This is a genomic window from Ruegeria sp. B1 (assembly GCF_056535885.1).
The window spans coordinates 4,488,237-4,503,323 of sequence record NZ_JBQFJA010000001.1; the positions used below are offsets into that span (position 1 = coordinate 4,488,237).

At 57.4% G+C, this 15,087-nt stretch carries 17 protein-coding genes; 3 read left to right on the forward strand and 14 right to left on the reverse strand.

What is annotated here, in order from left to right; translation table 11 throughout:
* Nucleotides 1–131 precede the first annotated feature (131 nt).
* The 8 genes from ACR3ES_RS22275 to ACR3ES_RS22310 form a co-directional block, all read right to left on the reverse strand.
* The gene (locus ACR3ES_RS22275; RefSeq protein ID WP_170431189.1) at nt 132–1,280 is read right to left on the reverse strand and encodes an alpha-hydroxy acid oxidase; all 1,149 of its coding nucleotides are present in this window, start codon (nt 1,278–1,280) and stop codon (nt 132–134) included.
* A 131-nt stretch (nt 1,281–1,411) separates the two neighbouring features.
* Complete coding sequence (gene nusG, locus ACR3ES_RS22280; protein ID WP_170431187.1) at nt 1,412–1,945, reverse strand: transcription termination/antitermination protein NusG; 534 nt, start codon at nt 1,943–1,945, stop codon at nt 1,412–1,414.
* Nucleotides 1,946–2,169: 224 nt separating this feature from the next.
* On the reverse strand, nt 2,170–2,367 hold the full coding sequence (gene secE / locus ACR3ES_RS22285; protein WP_170431185.1) for a preprotein translocase subunit SecE: 198 nt from the start codon (nt 2,365–2,367) through the stop codon (nt 2,170–2,172).
* An 89-nt stretch (nt 2,368–2,456) separates the two neighbouring features.
* Complete coding sequence (ccoS, locus tag ACR3ES_RS22290) at nt 2,457–2,615, reverse strand: cbb3-type cytochrome oxidase assembly protein CcoS (protein ID WP_170431184.1); 159 nt, start codon at nt 2,613–2,615, stop codon at nt 2,457–2,459.
* A 5-nt stretch (nt 2,616–2,620) separates the two neighbouring features.
* Nucleotides 2,621–4,798, reverse strand: coding sequence for a heavy metal translocating P-type ATPase (locus ACR3ES_RS22295; protein WP_170431182.1), 2,178 nt, complete (start codon nt 4,796–4,798; stop codon nt 2,621–2,623).
* Between the two features lie 4 nt (nt 4,799–4,802).
* The gene (locus ACR3ES_RS22300) at nt 4,803–5,261 is read right to left on the reverse strand and encodes a FixH family protein (protein WP_170431179.1); all 459 of its coding nucleotides are present in this window, start codon (nt 5,259–5,261) and stop codon (nt 4,803–4,805) included.
* 2 nt (nt 5,262–5,263) lie between these two features.
* Nucleotides 5,264–6,691: a cytochrome c oxidase accessory protein CcoG gene (gene ccoG, locus ACR3ES_RS22305; protein ID WP_170431176.1), complete on the reverse strand. Its 1,428-nt coding sequence runs from the start codon at nt 6,689–6,691 to the stop codon at nt 5,264–5,266.
* 103 nt (nt 6,692–6,794) lie between these two features.
* Nucleotides 6,795–7,670 carry a LysR family transcriptional regulator gene (locus tag ACR3ES_RS22310; RefSeq protein WP_170431174.1) on the reverse strand — a complete coding sequence of 292 codons (876 nt, stop codon included), beginning with the start codon at nt 7,668–7,670 and terminating at the stop codon, nt 6,795–6,797.
* A 100-nt stretch (nt 7,671–7,770) separates the two neighbouring features.
* Here ACR3ES_RS22310 and ACR3ES_RS22315 point away from each other — a divergent pair, with 100 nt between their 5' ends.
* On the forward strand, nt 7,771–7,929 hold the full coding sequence (locus ACR3ES_RS22315) for a hypothetical protein (protein WP_480424546.1): 159 nt from the start codon (nt 7,771–7,773) through the stop codon (nt 7,927–7,929).
* A gap of 152 nt (nt 7,930–8,081) precedes the next feature.
* Here the strand turns inward: ACR3ES_RS22315 and ccoP are convergent, their stop codons facing one another.
* The 4 genes from ccoP to ccoN are packed head-to-tail and all read right to left on the reverse strand — an operon-like array spanning nt 8,082 to nt 11,488.
* Complete coding sequence (gene ccoP / locus ACR3ES_RS22320) at nt 8,082–8,945, reverse strand: cytochrome-c oxidase, cbb3-type subunit III (RefSeq protein ID WP_170431170.1); 864 nt, start codon at nt 8,943–8,945, stop codon at nt 8,082–8,084.
* On the reverse strand, nt 8,942–9,127 hold the full coding sequence (locus ACR3ES_RS22325; RefSeq protein ID WP_170431168.1) for a cbb3-type cytochrome c oxidase subunit 3: 186 nt from the start codon (nt 9,125–9,127) through the stop codon (nt 8,942–8,944). Before ACR3ES_RS22325 ends, ccoP begins: the two co-directional genes overlap by 4 nt.
* A gap of 11 nt (nt 9,128–9,138) precedes the next feature.
* Complete coding sequence (gene ccoO / locus ACR3ES_RS22330; protein ID WP_170431166.1) at nt 9,139–9,867, reverse strand: cytochrome-c oxidase, cbb3-type subunit II; 729 nt, start codon at nt 9,865–9,867, stop codon at nt 9,139–9,141.
* 13 nt (nt 9,868–9,880) lie between these two features.
* Nucleotides 9,881–11,488, reverse strand: a complete 1,608-nt coding sequence (ccoN, locus tag ACR3ES_RS22335) for a cytochrome-c oxidase, cbb3-type subunit I (protein WP_170431164.1) — start codon at nt 11,486–11,488, stop codon at nt 9,881–9,883.
* A gap of 195 nt (nt 11,489–11,683) precedes the next feature.
* On the opposite strand from ccoN, the gene ACR3ES_RS22340 reads away from it, so the two are divergent.
* Entirely contained in the window at nt 11,684–12,523 is an 840-nt protein-coding gene (locus tag ACR3ES_RS22340; protein WP_170431162.1) for a universal stress protein, read from the forward strand.
* 47 nt (nt 12,524–12,570) lie between these two features.
* On the opposite strand, the gene ACR3ES_RS22345 is transcribed toward ACR3ES_RS22340, so the two are convergent.
* Both ACR3ES_RS22345 and fnrL read right to left on the reverse strand, forming a co-directional pair.
* A complete protein-coding gene (locus ACR3ES_RS22345; RefSeq protein ID WP_170431160.1) occupies nt 12,571–12,825 on the reverse strand; it encodes a GlsB/YeaQ/YmgE family stress response membrane protein in 255 nt (84 codons plus the stop codon).
* Between the two features lie 74 nt (nt 12,826–12,899).
* The gene (fnrL, locus tag ACR3ES_RS22350) at nt 12,900–13,643 is read right to left on the reverse strand and encodes a transcriptional regulator FnrL (RefSeq protein ID WP_170431158.1); all 744 of its coding nucleotides are present in this window, start codon (nt 13,641–13,643) and stop codon (nt 12,900–12,902) included.
* 61 nt (nt 13,644–13,704) lie between these two features.
* On the opposite strand from fnrL, the gene hemN reads away from it, so the two are divergent.
* The gene (hemN, locus tag ACR3ES_RS22355) at nt 13,705–15,060 is read left to right on the forward strand and encodes an oxygen-independent coproporphyrinogen III oxidase (protein ID WP_170431156.1); all 1,356 of its coding nucleotides are present in this window, start codon (nt 13,705–13,707) and stop codon (nt 15,058–15,060) included.
* Nucleotides 15,061–15,087: the final 27 nt, after the last annotated feature.

The following is a 15,087-nucleotide window of genomic DNA, read 5'->3' on the forward strand; positions in this document are numbered from 1 at the left end:
CTTGTTCATCCACTCGAACGCGTTGGATGGTACGGTTCAAACACTAGACGTCGCTGAAAAGTGACGTGTCGGTCGGCAATGCCAAGCTGTGCAGCGGCTGCCGGAGGCTCAAGTGCGGGTTCACCAAAACCTCAGCGATATCGCAGATTGTCCCGACTCAACTGATCCAACTTGGTAACGCCCATCAGTTTCATGTCACGTTCGATTTCTGTCTTTAGATTGCCCAGCGCCTTTTCCACGCCCGCCTGACCGGCAGCTGCCAGCGCATAGAGGTACAATCGCCCACCGGAACACGCCTTGGCCCCAACTGACAGCGCCTTAAGGACATGGGTCCCGCGTTGGATGCCGCCTTCACAGATGACGTCGATCTTGTCGCCGACGGCGTCGCAGATTTCGGCCAGCTGATCAAACGGTGCGCGCGAACCGTCCAGCTGTCGTCCGCCGTGGTTCGAAACCATAATCCCCGTGCATCCGATGTCGACCGCACGTTTCGCGTCCTCAACACTCATGATGCCCTTCAACGCAAACTGACCGTTCCACTGCGCGCACAGCTTTTCGGCGTCTTTCCAGTTCATGGACTGGTCGAGCATCGTCGAAAAATAGTCGCCAACCGAAACCGCCAGATTGGTGCCGGCGCTGACATATCCCGACAAGTGGGGCATATCGAATTTCTCTTTGGTCAAAAAGTTCCAGGCCCAGGCCGGGTGCGTCGCAAAACTCAACAGCGAGGACGGTGTCAGTTTTGGTGGAGAAGTAAACCCCGTATGCAAATCCCGTTCGCGGTTGCCTCCGGTGATCGTATCAACGGTCAGAGCCATCACGTTGAAATTCGCGGCACGCGCACGCTCCAGCAACGCATCATTGAGGCCCCGGTCCTTGTGAAAATAGAACTGGAACATTTTGGGCGTGTCGGTAATTTCCGCAATTTCCTCGACCGTCACTGTTGCCAACGACGAAACTCCAAACATCGTGCCGTACTTATCCGCAGCGCGCGCGACCGCCCGCTCTCCGTCATAGTGAAACAGGCGCTGCAGAGCCGTTGGCGCGCAGTAGATTGGCATGTTCAGCTTCTGGCCCATAACCTCGACGCTCATATCAACGTCTTCGACACCAGCCAGAACATTGGGCACCAAATCGACGTCATCATAGGCAGAGGTGTTGCGGCGATAGGTGATTTCATCATCCGCCGCGCCATCGATGTAATGAAAAATCGGACTGGGAAGCCGGCGCTTTGCCAGCTTTCGAAACTCCTGGAAATTATGGCAACTCGCGAGCCCCATCGTACGCCTCCAATTTTGGTAATATTTTTTTACCAATTTAGGTATACGCAGATTCTAGACCCATGACAAGAAAAAACACCCGCCGTTGGGAAACGGCGGGTGTTTTTATTTATTTCAGAGGTTTGGTCGGGTTAACTCTGTTTTGTAACCTGCGTAAAGTCCAACTCGACCGGGGTTTCCCGACCAAAAATCGAGACCGAAACCTTCAGTTTCTGGTTGTCGTCGTCCACACCTTCGACCATGCCATCGAAATCCTCGAACGGGCCGTCGTTGACCTTGACCTTTTCGCCGACCTCAAAGGTGATCATCAGCTTGGGCGCTTCTTCGCCTTCCTGAACACGGTTGAGGATCTGGTTCACCTCGGCATCGCGCATCGGCATAGGGCGACCTTGCGGTCCCAGGAAACCCGTGACGCGGTTGATCGAGTTGATCAGGTGATAGCCCTGATCCGACATCTCCATATGCACCAGCACGTAGCCGGGCATGAAACGACGCTCGGTCGTGACCTTCTTGCCCCGACGCACTTCGATTACCTCTTCGGTGGGCACCAGAACTTCGTCGATATCGTCCTCAAGGCCCTGCTCGGATACCGACGTGCGGATCTGCTCTGCGATCTTCTTTTCGAAATTCGAAAGAACGCTGACCGAATACCACCGTTTCGCCATGAACCTGTCGTCCTTGTTTGCCTTTGGCGCATCCAACCAACCGGACACACCCTGTATTGAAATCCTGTTGCGGCTGTCCCGCGTCATCCGGAATAAAAAGCGGCGCGCAGCCCGAATCGCCACACGCCCACCCCGAAAGGTACCGCGTCACCTACTCTGACATTGCGCGCTGTGCAAGGGGGGACCCGCAGTTTCGGCGGCCCTACAGCCCCGGATTGTCCGTCTTAGCCGAAGGCGCCAAGGATCAATTGCAAACCGCTGCGAATGCCCAAATCAACAAGTGCAAAGAACACGGCCGTCAGGGCGGCCATGATAAACACCATCACCGTGGTCAACAGCACTTCGCGCCGGGTCGGCCAAACGACCTTCGCAACTTCGGCACGGACTTGCTGAATGAACTGGATCGGGTTGGTGGTGGCCATTTGGCGTTATCTCTCTGCTAGCAATGGGCCGGACATAGCGGGGCATTACGGCAATTTCAAGGGCAGTTGGTGGCGGATTTGAACGCGAATCACGGCTTGGGCCGGTCATCCCATTCGTCGCTCAAGATGCGGCGGGCATCGCCCTCGGGGTCTTCATATTGATTGGAGCGCACGGTGTAAACGAACGCAACCAGTCCAATGCCTCCTAACAACAGGGAAATCGGGATCAGATAGGCGAGCACTTCCATTCACATCACCTCAGCCGCAGCGCGTTCACAGAAACTGTAATCGACGAGGTCGACATCGCCAAGGCCGCGATCAGAGGAGTGGCAAGCCCGGCCACCGCCAACGGCACCGCGATCACATTGTAGACAGTGGCAATTTGGAAATTTTCGCGAATCCGTTTGGTGGCTTTGACCGCCGTACTGCAAGCATCCGCGATTGGGGACAGGTCATTGCCCAGCAGAACGATGTCTGATGCGACCCGTGCCGCGTCGAGGGCCGATGCCGGAGAGATCGACACATGCGCCGCCGCAAGAGCCGCCGTGTCGTTCAAACCATCGCCCACCATGAGAACATGACGACCCTCGTCATTCAGGGCCTGGATCCGATTGGCCTTGTCCTGCGGGAGCGCTTCGGCAATCCAGTCCTTGATCCCGAGTTTTTCGGCCAGCGTTCTAACCGCCCCTTGCGAGTCGCCAGAAATCAGGATGACCCGCTTGCCGGATTGTTGGAATGCCTCAACAGCCTCCGCCGCGCCAGGGCGTAGAGCGTCGTTGAACCTGAAAGCCTGCGGAGTCTGGTCTCCAATTGCCAGCCATGCAGCGGTTTCGGCCCCTTGGTTGGCGCCGATCCAAGCGGCTCGCCCCAGTCGAACGCGCTGCCCGCGATACTCGCCTTCAGTTCCAAACCCCGGCACTTCTGCGACATCGCGAATCTTGGCCGGTTTAACGCCGGCCGCGCGGGCCGCCTGCGCCAGCGCAAGTGACAACGGGTGTGCGGACGCTTCGGCCAGCGCCAGAGCGACTTCAAGATCGGCGCGGCTGTGCTCTCCCAGGTTCGTCAGTTCCGGCGTGCCAGACGTCAGGGTTCCTGTTTTGTCAAACACAACCGTGTCCACTTCGGCCAACCGCTCAAGGGCCGTGGCGTGTTTGATCAGCATGCCTTTGCGGAACAACCGCCCCGAGGCTGCAGTTGTGACCGCAGGCACGGCCAGCCCAAGCGCACAGGGGCAGGTGATGATCAGAACTGCCGCCGCGATGTTCAACGCCGTTCTCAGGTCACCCGAATAGATGTACCACCCCACAAAGCTGAGCGCAGACAGGATATGTACGCCGGGCGCATAAAGCTTGGCTGCCTTGTCCGCCAAGGAGGTATACCGCGACCGGCCTGACTCGGCGATCGCCACCAGATCGGCCATGCGATGCAGCGAGGTATCCTCACCAACCGCCGTTGCACGTATTACAAGTGGGCCGGTCAGGTTGACCTCGCCTGCACTGACCGACCGACCGGCTTCGGCAAACACAGGCAGCGTCTCACCCGTCAGCAGCGACCGGTCAAGCTCGGACTGGCCGGACACAATCTGCCCATCAACCGGCATACGACCGCCGGGCCGCACAAGGATCAGGTCGCCCAGGTTCAGCGAGGCCACTGCGACTTCTTCCTCGGCGCCGTCAACGACGCGAATGGCCCTTGGAACTTCCAGCGCAGTCAGTTCTTCCGCGGCCGAGCGCGCGGCAGCGCGTGTCCGATAGTCCAGATATCGACCTGCCAAAAGAAAGAAGGTCAGGGTCAAGGCCGCGTCAAAGTAAGCGTGTTTGCCGCTCAACGCAGTTTCCCATAGGGACGTGACCAGCGCGAGCAGGATCGCCAGCACGATGGGTACGTCCATGTTCAGGCGCCGAACGCGCAGGGCACTCCAAGCGTTTGCAAAGAAAGGTTGTGCCGAAAACGCAATGGCAGGCAGCGCGATGGCTGCCGAAATCCAATGGAACATGTCCCGTGTCGCATCGGTCGCACCGGACCAGACGGATACGGACAACAGCATCACATTCATCGAGGCAAAGCCGGCAACCGCCAATCGCATCAACAAATCGCGCCCGTCCTTGTCGGTCTGTGTCGCGGACAGGGCGCCCGGATCCAGCTCATGCGCCTCAAAACCGGCACGTTCGAGCACCGGGATCAGATCAGTGGCGCGCGTCTCTGGCGCGGCTTTGATCATGGCCCGTTTCAAGGTCAGGTTGACCCGCGCGTCTTCAACTCCGGGATGGGCGTTCAGCTCACGCTCTACAGTTGAGATACAGGCCGAACAATGAATGCCTGGCAGAGACAGCGCAATCTGCACATCTTCCGGTATAGGCCGGGCAGGCTCCGCCGGGGTTGCAATGCAACCCGGACAAGCTGCCGTGCCGGAAGAAACGCGCGCTGTCACAATTCTAACCCTTCACATACAGCGGAACGCGCTGGGAAAACTCGGCGCCCTCGCCGTCGCGAGCAACCAGACGAATGTTCCAATTTCCCTCACCCAGGGTGGCTGGTGTGGAGTATACAACCCCGTCGAAAACAAAATCCGGCGAGAAATCGTCACGTACATGCGTTGCGCGCCCAACGATGGCCTCAAGCTCAGCCACCTTCACGGGTGCACCGGTTGCATCGGTAATGTGCAGGATCAGAAGCCCGCCCTGTGTTTCAGCCTGAACCTCCCACCCCAGTGCCTGATGCTCCAACAAGCGGTCGTTGAATTCCTGGCTGGCCACATAAGAGTTTTTGACTTCCAGACCCGGAAAGGTCTTGACCGCACTGTAGGCCAACACAAGGTTCACGGTGATAATCACCCCAAACGCAATCACAAAGATTGCCAGAGCGTGTTTCCCGGTAAATTTGCGTTCAGCCATGATCAGTCCCCTCGTCCGCTGAAGGTGGTATCCCTGTAAGCGCGTTCGCCGCTGCTCAGATCTTCAACCCAGATCCGAACGGGCGTTGTTTCAGCCGATGCAGGACCTGTATCCCTGGATGCGGTGATGTAGACACGCGTCAATTGTGCCGTATCGGCGGTGACATTCACAGTATCAATTTCGGTGCCCTCAATCTGCAACTGCAGCTCCGAATCACCGGTCAGAGACAATTTGAACAACCGATCCTCACCATGCTTGTTACGGAGGCGCACATCATAGGTGTTGCGGATGGTGCCGTCAGACATGGTTACGTAGATCGGGTTGCGCTCGGGCGCCACGGTCAGATCGATGTCAGAGCGAATGAACAGCGCGAATAAAAGTGCAAAGCCAACCAGAGACCAAAGCGTGGTGTACATGATTGTTCGCACCCGAAAGATGTGCTTCCAGACACTCGTAGGCGATTGGCCTGACCTTTCGCGGGTTTCGTCGCTCAGCGCCATGTAATCGATCAAACCCCGTGGCTTGCCGATCTTGGCCATCATGTCGTCACAGGCGTCAATACATAACGCACAGGTGATGCATTCCAGCTGTTGTCCGTCCCGGATGTCGATCCCGACCGGGCAGACATTCACACACGCCATACAGTCGATGCAGTCCCCAAGCTCAGAGTCTGCGTCCCGCTTGCCTTTGCCGCGTGGTTCGCCGCGCCACTCGCGGTAGCCGACCACCAGCGTGTCCTCGTCCATCATTGCCGCCTGAATGCGCGGCCATGGACAGGCATAGATGCAGATCTGTTCGCGGGCAAAGCCGCCAAAGAAGAATGTCGTCGCCGTCAGGATCAGCATCGTCGTGTAAGCAACCGGATGCGCATTTCCGGTCACCAAGTCTCGCGCCAATGTCGGGGCGTCCGCGAAATAGAACACCCAAGCCCCGCCCGTGGCCAGACCGATCAAAAACCATGCCGCCCATTTCGAGAGCCTGAGACGCGCCTTGCGGAAGTCGAGTTTCTCCTGACGATGCAGCCTCAGCCGCGCATTTCGATCGCCCTCGATCCAGCGTTCCACAAGAATAAAAAGGTCCGTCCAAACGGTTTGCGGGCAGGCGTACCCGCACCAGACGCGGCCCAGAGCCGAGGTGAACAAAAACAACCCTAAACCGGCCATGATCAGCAAACCGGCAACAAAGTAGAACTCGTGCGGCCAAATCTCGATCCACAAAAAGTAGAACCGGCGATTCGCCAGATCCAGCAGAACCGCCTGATCCGGCAGACTGGGCCCTCGGTCCCACCTAAACCACGGCGTCACGTAATAAATGCCCAGCGTAACCACGAGGATGATCCATTTCAGGTTGCGAAACGGTCCTGATACGCGTCTGGGAAAGATGGGTTCTCGCGCGGCATATAGGCTGGGGGCTGGTTCGGAATCGCTCACGGGCTGGCTCCAGATCTGGCTCTTCTGAGTGTGTTCTTCCAGATCACAGGCATTCAAACTTTGACATGGGTCAAAACGCGCATCGTACAGACATCTTTTGCTGTCATTCAACCCGCGCCATGCGCATCAACCAGCCGACAAAAACCTTCACTGCAGGTCTGAGCGCTGTTTTTGCAGTTAAAACATGATATCCACCGGAATACGGTTCGGCGTACAGTTCAACGATCCTGCCCGCCTGGATGTCGTGCTCGACAAAATGCCGCACGGTGACCGTCACACCCTGCCCGGCCCGCAGCCCGTCCAGCAACAGATTGCCGGGCAATTCGATGCGTCCTGCGCCACGTTCGGGGACTGCACCATGCTGCTCCAGCCAGGTTGTGGCCTCGGTCGTTCCGATCTCTTCCAGCCAGGGCAGCTTTGCCAGTTCAGCCGGTGTCCAATCCGTTTTGCCGCCAAGCAAGTCGGGCGCGGCTACTATAACCATCGGTGTTTTAAGCAACATTTCCGATTGCACGCCCGGCCAGCCGCCCAACCCATAGCGAATGGCCACATCGACCCCGCCAGGACGTAGCTCGACAAGTTCGGGCGTTGGGTCTAGCGCAAGATCAATCCCCGGATGAGTTGCGCGAAATGCCGGAAGACGGGGCATCAACCAGGATGCGGCAAAAGATGACGTCAGCGAGACATGCACCGGCCGGTCTTCACTGACGCGCGTCAGATCCCGCACGGCGGCCTCGATTGTTGTGAACCCCAGATGCAGAGCGCGGGCCAGATGTTCCCCATCCGCGGTCAGCGTCAGGGATTTCCCCGCGCGATCCACAAGCGAAACAGACAGATGATTTTCCAGTGCCTTCAATTGTTGGCTGATTGCAGCGTGGCTGACATTCAGCGCAGCGCCGGCCTCGACCACGTTGCGCCGTTCAGCGAATGCAGAAAAGGCCCTGAGGGATGCCAAAGGCGGCAGTTTTAGCCAATCCATATGTAATTCCTGATTACATAAAGTGATGCTAATTGAGTCGCATTCATAGCGTTAAAGGTCAATCCTGAACTGAGTGAAAGCAGCCTGCAGGAGAAAGATCATGCTAGATGTACTTGCCCGGTCCTTCATGACCGCGACCCGTATTGATACCCACCATATCCGCGATGCACCGAAACCGGACGCAAAGAAACGGCGCTGGTTGCCAGAAGGCCACTGGTGGACGGAAAAACGGCGCGAGGTCGATCTGAATGATCTGTGAATACCGCAGGAACAGCGGGGTTCTGGACCAATCGACGTCAACGACTTAACTTAGGAAGAAAGACACCGGCTGTTCTGGAAACGCGCGAACAGATGGAACAGCCGGTGCCTCAACCTTCGGGCGGCGAACCGCCTGAAGGTATTCTTTTGTCTTTACTGACCGCCACCCAATTGGTGGACATAGGCGGACACGGCGCGGATCTGCGCCTCGGTCAGGCGAGTGTCCCAGGGCGGCATTACGCCAAAGCGGCTGTAGGTCACCGACTCGGTCAACGCCTCTTCGCTACCACCGTATAGCCAGATCGCATCCGTCAGGTTTGGTGCGCCCTGAAAGATGTCACCCTGGCCATTGTCCCCGTGACACACAGAGCAGTTGTCTTCGAAAACAACCTGACCCGCCTGCGCCGCCGCATCATCGGTCTGCGCGTTGGTCAGCGACATCACGTATTGAACAACCTGAGTGATCTCTTCCGGTTCCAGGATCTCGCCAAAGGCCGGCATTTCGGAATAGCGCGTATCATCGCTTTCCTCGCTCCGGATCCCGTAGCTGACAGTCGTCACGATGTCATCCAGCGTACCGCCCCACAGCCATGCGTCATCCAGCAGGTTCGGGAAACCCGGCGCGCCCTGCGCGCCCGAGCCGTGGCACTGTGCGCACCAGGTCCGGAATACCGCGCCGCCTGCGTTTACTGCATACTGCTGCAGTTCAGCATCTTTGGAGATGTCATCAAGCGGAGTTTCGACCAGTTTCACATTCCATGGCGCGTTGGATTCCTCGAACGCGACCATTTCCTCCTGAACCAGTGCCCGTGAAGACCAACCCAGAACACCGGCGGTTGCCGACTGTACCAAGGGCCATGCCGGATACATGATCGTGTAGATCACACCCCAGATGATGGTGGCGTAGAAGGTCCACAGCCACCAGCGCGGCATTGGGTTATCGAACTCCTCGATGCCATCCCAGGTATGGCCGGTGGTGTTTGGATCACCCGGCTGTTTTTCAGGTGTCTTGCTCATTTCCTCGCCTCCTCGGATTCGGCGGGTTTGTCTTGATGCCGGAACGGGATGTTGGCGGTGTCCTTGTATTCCTTGCTGGCACCGGGACGGAAAACCCAGATCACGATACCTATGAAGAACAGAAACAAGAGCAGCAGCATCCAGCTATCAGCGAACTGCCTGAGGAATGTATATTCTTCCATAACTCCCTCCTTCAGCGGTTTGCGACCGGGGTGAAGGTCGAGAAGTCGACCAGTGTACCCAGCATTTGCAGATAGGCGATCAGCGCGTCGGCCTCGGTCAGCTCAGGCTGACCATCGAAGTTCCGCACGTTGACCTTGTCGCCGTACCGTTCCAACAGACCGTCATAATCGCTGTCCGGATCGGCCTGCGCCTGGAAATCCGCAACCGCGTTTTCGATCATCTCGTCGGTGTAAGGCGTACCAACCAGAGCATTTGCGGCCATGATGTCACCCATGTACTCACCGTCTATGATCCGGTTTTCGAGGAAGCCGTATTTCGGCATCACCGACTCTGGCACAACAGATTGCGCGTCGCGCAGATGACGCACGTGCCAGTCATCCGAATAACGGCCACCGACGCGCGCCAGATCAGGCCCGGTGCGCTTGGACCCCCACTGGAACGGGTGGTCATACATCGACTCGGCCGCCAGAGAGTAGTGGCCATAGCGTTCGACCTCATCCCGCATGGGCCGGATCATCTGACTGTGGCAGACATAGCAGCCTTCGCGGATGTAGATTTCACGCCCCGCCATTTCGAGAGGGGTGTAAGGGCGCATGCCCTCCACCTTCTCGATGGTGTTCTCAAGATAAAACAGCGGGGTGATCTGAACGATGCCACCGATGGTCACGACCAGAAAGCTGAAGATCAGCAGGAGGGTCGCGTTGGTCTCGAGGATTTTGTGTTTGTCGAGAATTGCCATTGCTCCGACCTCCTTACTCAGCCGGGACCGCGACGGTCAGGCTGGCCTCTTTGGCCGGTCCTTTCCGTACAGTCATCCACAGGTTGTAGCACATGATCACGCCACCAGCGACGTAGAGAACACCGCCCAGAGCACGCACCACATACATCGGGAACTTGGCAGCCACGGTGTCAGCGAACGAGTTCACCAAGAAGCCGTTGGCATCCACTTCACGCCACATCAGGCCTTCCATGATCCCGGTGACCCACATCGACGCGGCGTAGAGCACGATGCCGATTGTGGCGAGCCAGAAGTGCCAGCTGACCATTTGCAGCGAGTACAGACGCTCACGCTTCCACAGGACAGGCACCAGATAGTACAGGGCGCCAAAGGTGATCATGCCATTCCAGCCCAGCGCACCCGAGTGTACGTGACCGATGGTCCAGTCAGTGTAGTGGCTCAGGCTGTTCACAGCGCGGATCGACATCATCGGACCCTCGAATGTGGACATGCCGTAGAAGCCGACCGAGATCACCATCATGCGGATGATTGGATCGGTGCGCAGCTTGTCCCATGCGCCCGATAGGGTCATCAGACCGTTGATCATACCACCCCATGAGGGCATCCACAGCACGACCGAGAACACCATGCCCAGCGTCGAGGCCCAGTCAGGCAACGCGGTGTAGTGCAAGTGGTGTGGCCCAGCCCAGATATACAGGAAGATCAGCGCCCAGAAGTGGATGATCGACAGCTTGTAGCTGAAGACCGGACGCTCGGCCTGTTTCGGGATGAAGTAGTACATCATGCCCAGGAAGCCTGCCGTCAGGAAGAAACCCACAGCGTTGTGGCCATACCACCACTGGATCATGGCGTCTTGCACGCCCGACCAGACGATGACCGACTTTGAGCCCCAGACGCTGACCGGGATGGTCATGTTGTTGACCAGATGCAACATCGCAACCGTCACAATGAAGGACAAGTAGAACCAGTTGGCCACGTAGATATGGGGCTCTTTGCGTTTGACAATTGTACCAAGATAGACAGCCAGATAGGCCACCCAAACGATGGTCAGCCACAGGTCCACATACCATTCAGGTTCGGCATATTCCTTGGATTGCGTTCCACCCAGGACATACCCGGTTGCTGCCAGAACGATAAACAGCTGGTACCCCCAAAAGACGAACCAGGCCAGATTGCCGCCCCACAGGCGTGCGGCACTGGTGCGCTGCACGACATAGAACGAGGTTGCGATCAGCGCGTTACCGCCAAAGGCGAAAATCACTGCCGATGTGTGCAGCGGGCGCAACCGCCCGAAGTTCATATACCCTTGCGCCCATTCAAAGTTCAGCGCGGGAAAAGCCAGCTGAAACGCGATAAAGGTTCCTGCGAGGAACCCAATCACGCCCCAAAAGGCAGTGGCGATCACGCCGTAGCGGATCACGCCATCCATGTACTCCGCCGAGCGGTCGACATTGGTATCTGGCTCATCGGTGTTTCGAAGCGTCCAGATGAACAACCCACCGGCGATCAACATCACCAGCAGTGCGTGCACCTGATACGCCAAATCCCGCGCATAGTTGGTTCCGATAGCGGCAAACACCACGACCAGACCAAGCGCGATCAGCTTGATGTAATTCGACATACTGCGTCCCTTTGCCTTGCTCTGCGCGATTCCATTGTCGCACAGAACTTTTTTGACTGTCTGTTGTAATGTCGAAAGGCGGCATGGTTTGCTTTGATCTGAGTCAAGACACCGCGCCGATTTCTGTGACACGCATAAGAGATTGAAGGGGTTAACTGGTCACTCGAAACCAAACACCCGAACGATGAGGTATAAATGGCGTATAAAACTCTTCTCACGGTTATGACCGAAACCAAGGCAGCTCGGGCGGCACTGAGCCAGATGGCGGCTTTGGCCGACGCACAGGACGCACATGCCGAGGCGCTGTGCCTGGGCGTCGATCGCAGCCAGACGGGGTACTATTATGCCGGTGCCAATGCCTTGATCCTGCAAGAAACGCTGAGTCGGGCCAAGGCCGAAGCGGATGAGGTGCTGGGGTTCGCCAAGGACTATCTGAGGAAAACCGGCGTGCGTTGGTCCGCTGAAAGCGGGGTTGCGCAAATCGCGGATATCGGTCGCCACGTGGCACACAGGGCACGTTTTTCGGACCTTGTGGTTCTGCCGCATCCGTACGGAGACGAGCGCGGCGCGGAGGCGGAGCCCATTGTCGAAGCCGCCATGTTCGAGGGCCACGCTCCGGTTCTGGTTGTTCCCGAGGAGGCCAAACCCATTTCCGTGCCCCGAACTGCCATGATTGCCTGGAATGAAAGTGTCGAGGCCATGCGTGCCGTCCGGCGCGCCCTGCCCTTTCTCAAACAGTCCGAGCTGGTTCGTATCGTGGTGATTGACCCCCCGCGCCACGGTCCTGATCGCTCGGATCCGGGTGGAATGCTGTCGCAAATGCTTGCGCGGCACGGGGTGAAATGCGAAATCGACGTTCTCAGCAAGACGATGACCCGCGTGTCCGACATCCTGAACCGACATGCTTCCGACACAGAGTCCGATATGATCATCATGGGTGCGTATGGCCATTCCCGGTTCCGAGAAGCCATTCTGGGTGGTGCTACCCGGAACATGCTGGAAAAATCAGCCGTACCCGTTTTCCTGGCTCATTGACACAAAGTGCGTCAAAGGCAGAGCCGCCCTTGGGCGTGCTCTGCCGTTTATCCCCGCCGGATTAAGCCGATCAGGAATAGCAGGATCACGGCTCCGATCGTTGCGAAAAAGATTGAGGACAGCAGGCCGCCGCCAACGGCAAAGCCCAGTGCCGGGAAAATCAAACCAGCCAGAAAAGCACCGACGATTCCGACAATAATGTTGCCAATCAGGCCGAACCCGCGTCCTTCAATGATCTTTCCGGACAGCCAACCGGCGACTGCGCCGATCAACAACATGGCTAAAACGCTACCGAATTCCATAGTCTGCTCCCGCATTCTGTGTCATGCGAGAATCGGTAATCACAGCGGGCGCGCCATGTCACGCTAAAACATGGTCAGACCAAAAATCCACCGTCTGAATCGTCGCCCGCCTCTTCCATCAGGCGACCCATGTCCGGAACTGTCACGTTCCGCTTTCCCTGAAGAGAAATAACATCATCCTTTTTGAGCGCCGAGATCTGGCGGCTTACGGTTTCAAGCGTCAGGCCCAGATAGTCCGCCATCGCCTCCCGCGTTAGCGGCAGATCGAAAACTATAGGCCCGACAAGACCCTTCTGGCTGATCGACGCATCCCTGCGGGCAATAATCGATAGCAGGCTGGCGATTTTTTCACGTGCGGTTTTGCGCCCGAGCACAAGCATCCATTCACGCGCCGCATCCAGCTCGTCCAGCGTCATCTCCAAAAGGCGATGTGCGATATGTGGCGTGCTGTTCATGAGGTCTTCGAACGGCTTTTTTCGAAAGCAGCACATCACCACATCCGTGGTGGCCTGAACGTCATAAGGGGCCGATTCCCGACCCGGGCGGCCGACAAAGTCACTGGGCAACAAAAGACCGACCATCTGGGTTCGCCCGTCCTCCATCGTTTGCGTGAGGGACGCGATACCGGATACGACCGATCCTACAAAATTCATCTGGTCGCCTGACCAGATAATTGTCTGCCCTGCCTCGAAGCTACGGTAATACTTGACACTTTCCAGTTCTTCTAGCTCGTCTGTTTCGCAACGCGCGCACACCGCCCGATGTCGAATCGGACAGTCTTCGCAATTGGCGTGATCAAACTGTACTTTCACTGTCATGCGCGTTCCCACTTGATCTTTATCAAAGTAGCCGGTTCGGTTCTCGAATAAGGGTATCGTTATGATAGTGAAACCACAATTGGCAAAGCTCGGACTTTTTGACGCGAAGGTGCCGCGTTACACGAGCTACCCGACCGCTCCCCACTTCAGCAATGACGTGGGGGCCGATCTTTTCGGTAACTGGATTTCGGACATAACGCCCAACAGCGCGGTATCTCTATATATTCATGTACCTTTTTGCCGTAGGCTGTGCTGGTTTTGCGCCTGCAGGACGCAGGGCACGCAAACGGATAATCCGGTCATTGCTTATGTGGACATCCTGAAGGCAGAACTGGACCTGCTGGCCGCACGTTTGCCCGCAGGCGTCAAACTGTCGCGCCTGCATTGGGGTGGCGGTACGCCAACGCTTTTGAATCCCACCCTGATGCGCGAACTGGCGCAACATATTCTCGGGATCGTGCCTATGGGGCCGGACGCAGAGTTCTCGGTTGAGATCGACCCCAACGAAATCGACGAGGCCCGTCTGGACGCTTTGGCCGAAGCCGGAATGAACCGGGCTTCAATCGGGGTGCAGGATTTTGACGATCAAATCCAGAAAACCATCGGACGCATCCAAAGCTATGACACAACCCGCGACGCGATCGAAATGATCCGGGCGCGCGGCATTGCCAGTCTGAACGCAGATATTCTTTTCGGCCTCCCGCATCAGACCAAAACACGGATGACAGAAAGCGTGCAGAAGCTGCTGTCGCTCAACCCGGACCGCGTGGCACTTTATGGGTACGCGCATGTCCCTTGGATGGCGAAACGGCAACAGTTGATCCCGTCCGATGCGCTGCCAACACCCGAACAGCGGCTGGATTTGTTTGATACCGCGCGGCGGCTGTTCATGTGGGATAACTATGCCGAAATTGGGATCGACCATTTCGCGACCCAGGATGACGGGCTGACACATGCCTTGCGCGCGGGACGACTGAAGCGGAACTTTCAGGGGTACACAGACGATCAAGCCAAGGTTCTGATCGGTATCGGCGCCAGTTCAATCTCGCGCTTTCCACAGGGCTATGCCCAGAACGCGCCGGCCACGTCCGTGCATAACAAGGCGATCCGCGAGGGGCAGTTCTCGACCGCGCGCGGCCATTTGTTTAAAGATCAGGACGTCCTGCGTGCCCGGCTTATCGAAGCACTGATGTGCGATTTCCAGATCGACTCGGCGGAAATACTACGGGATCACGACATAACCGCCACTGAGCTGCAAAAGATGTATCAGACCGCAAACGCAACCTTCGATGGCTTGCTGCGCGTTACCGGGGACGGACTTTACATCCCGCAAGAGGCGCGTGCCCTGACCCGCATGATCGCCCGCAGCTTTGACGCCTATGACCTCAGCAAGGCTGGTCACAGTTCGGCGATTTAAAGAAAACGGGTTGAACGGTTATCCGCC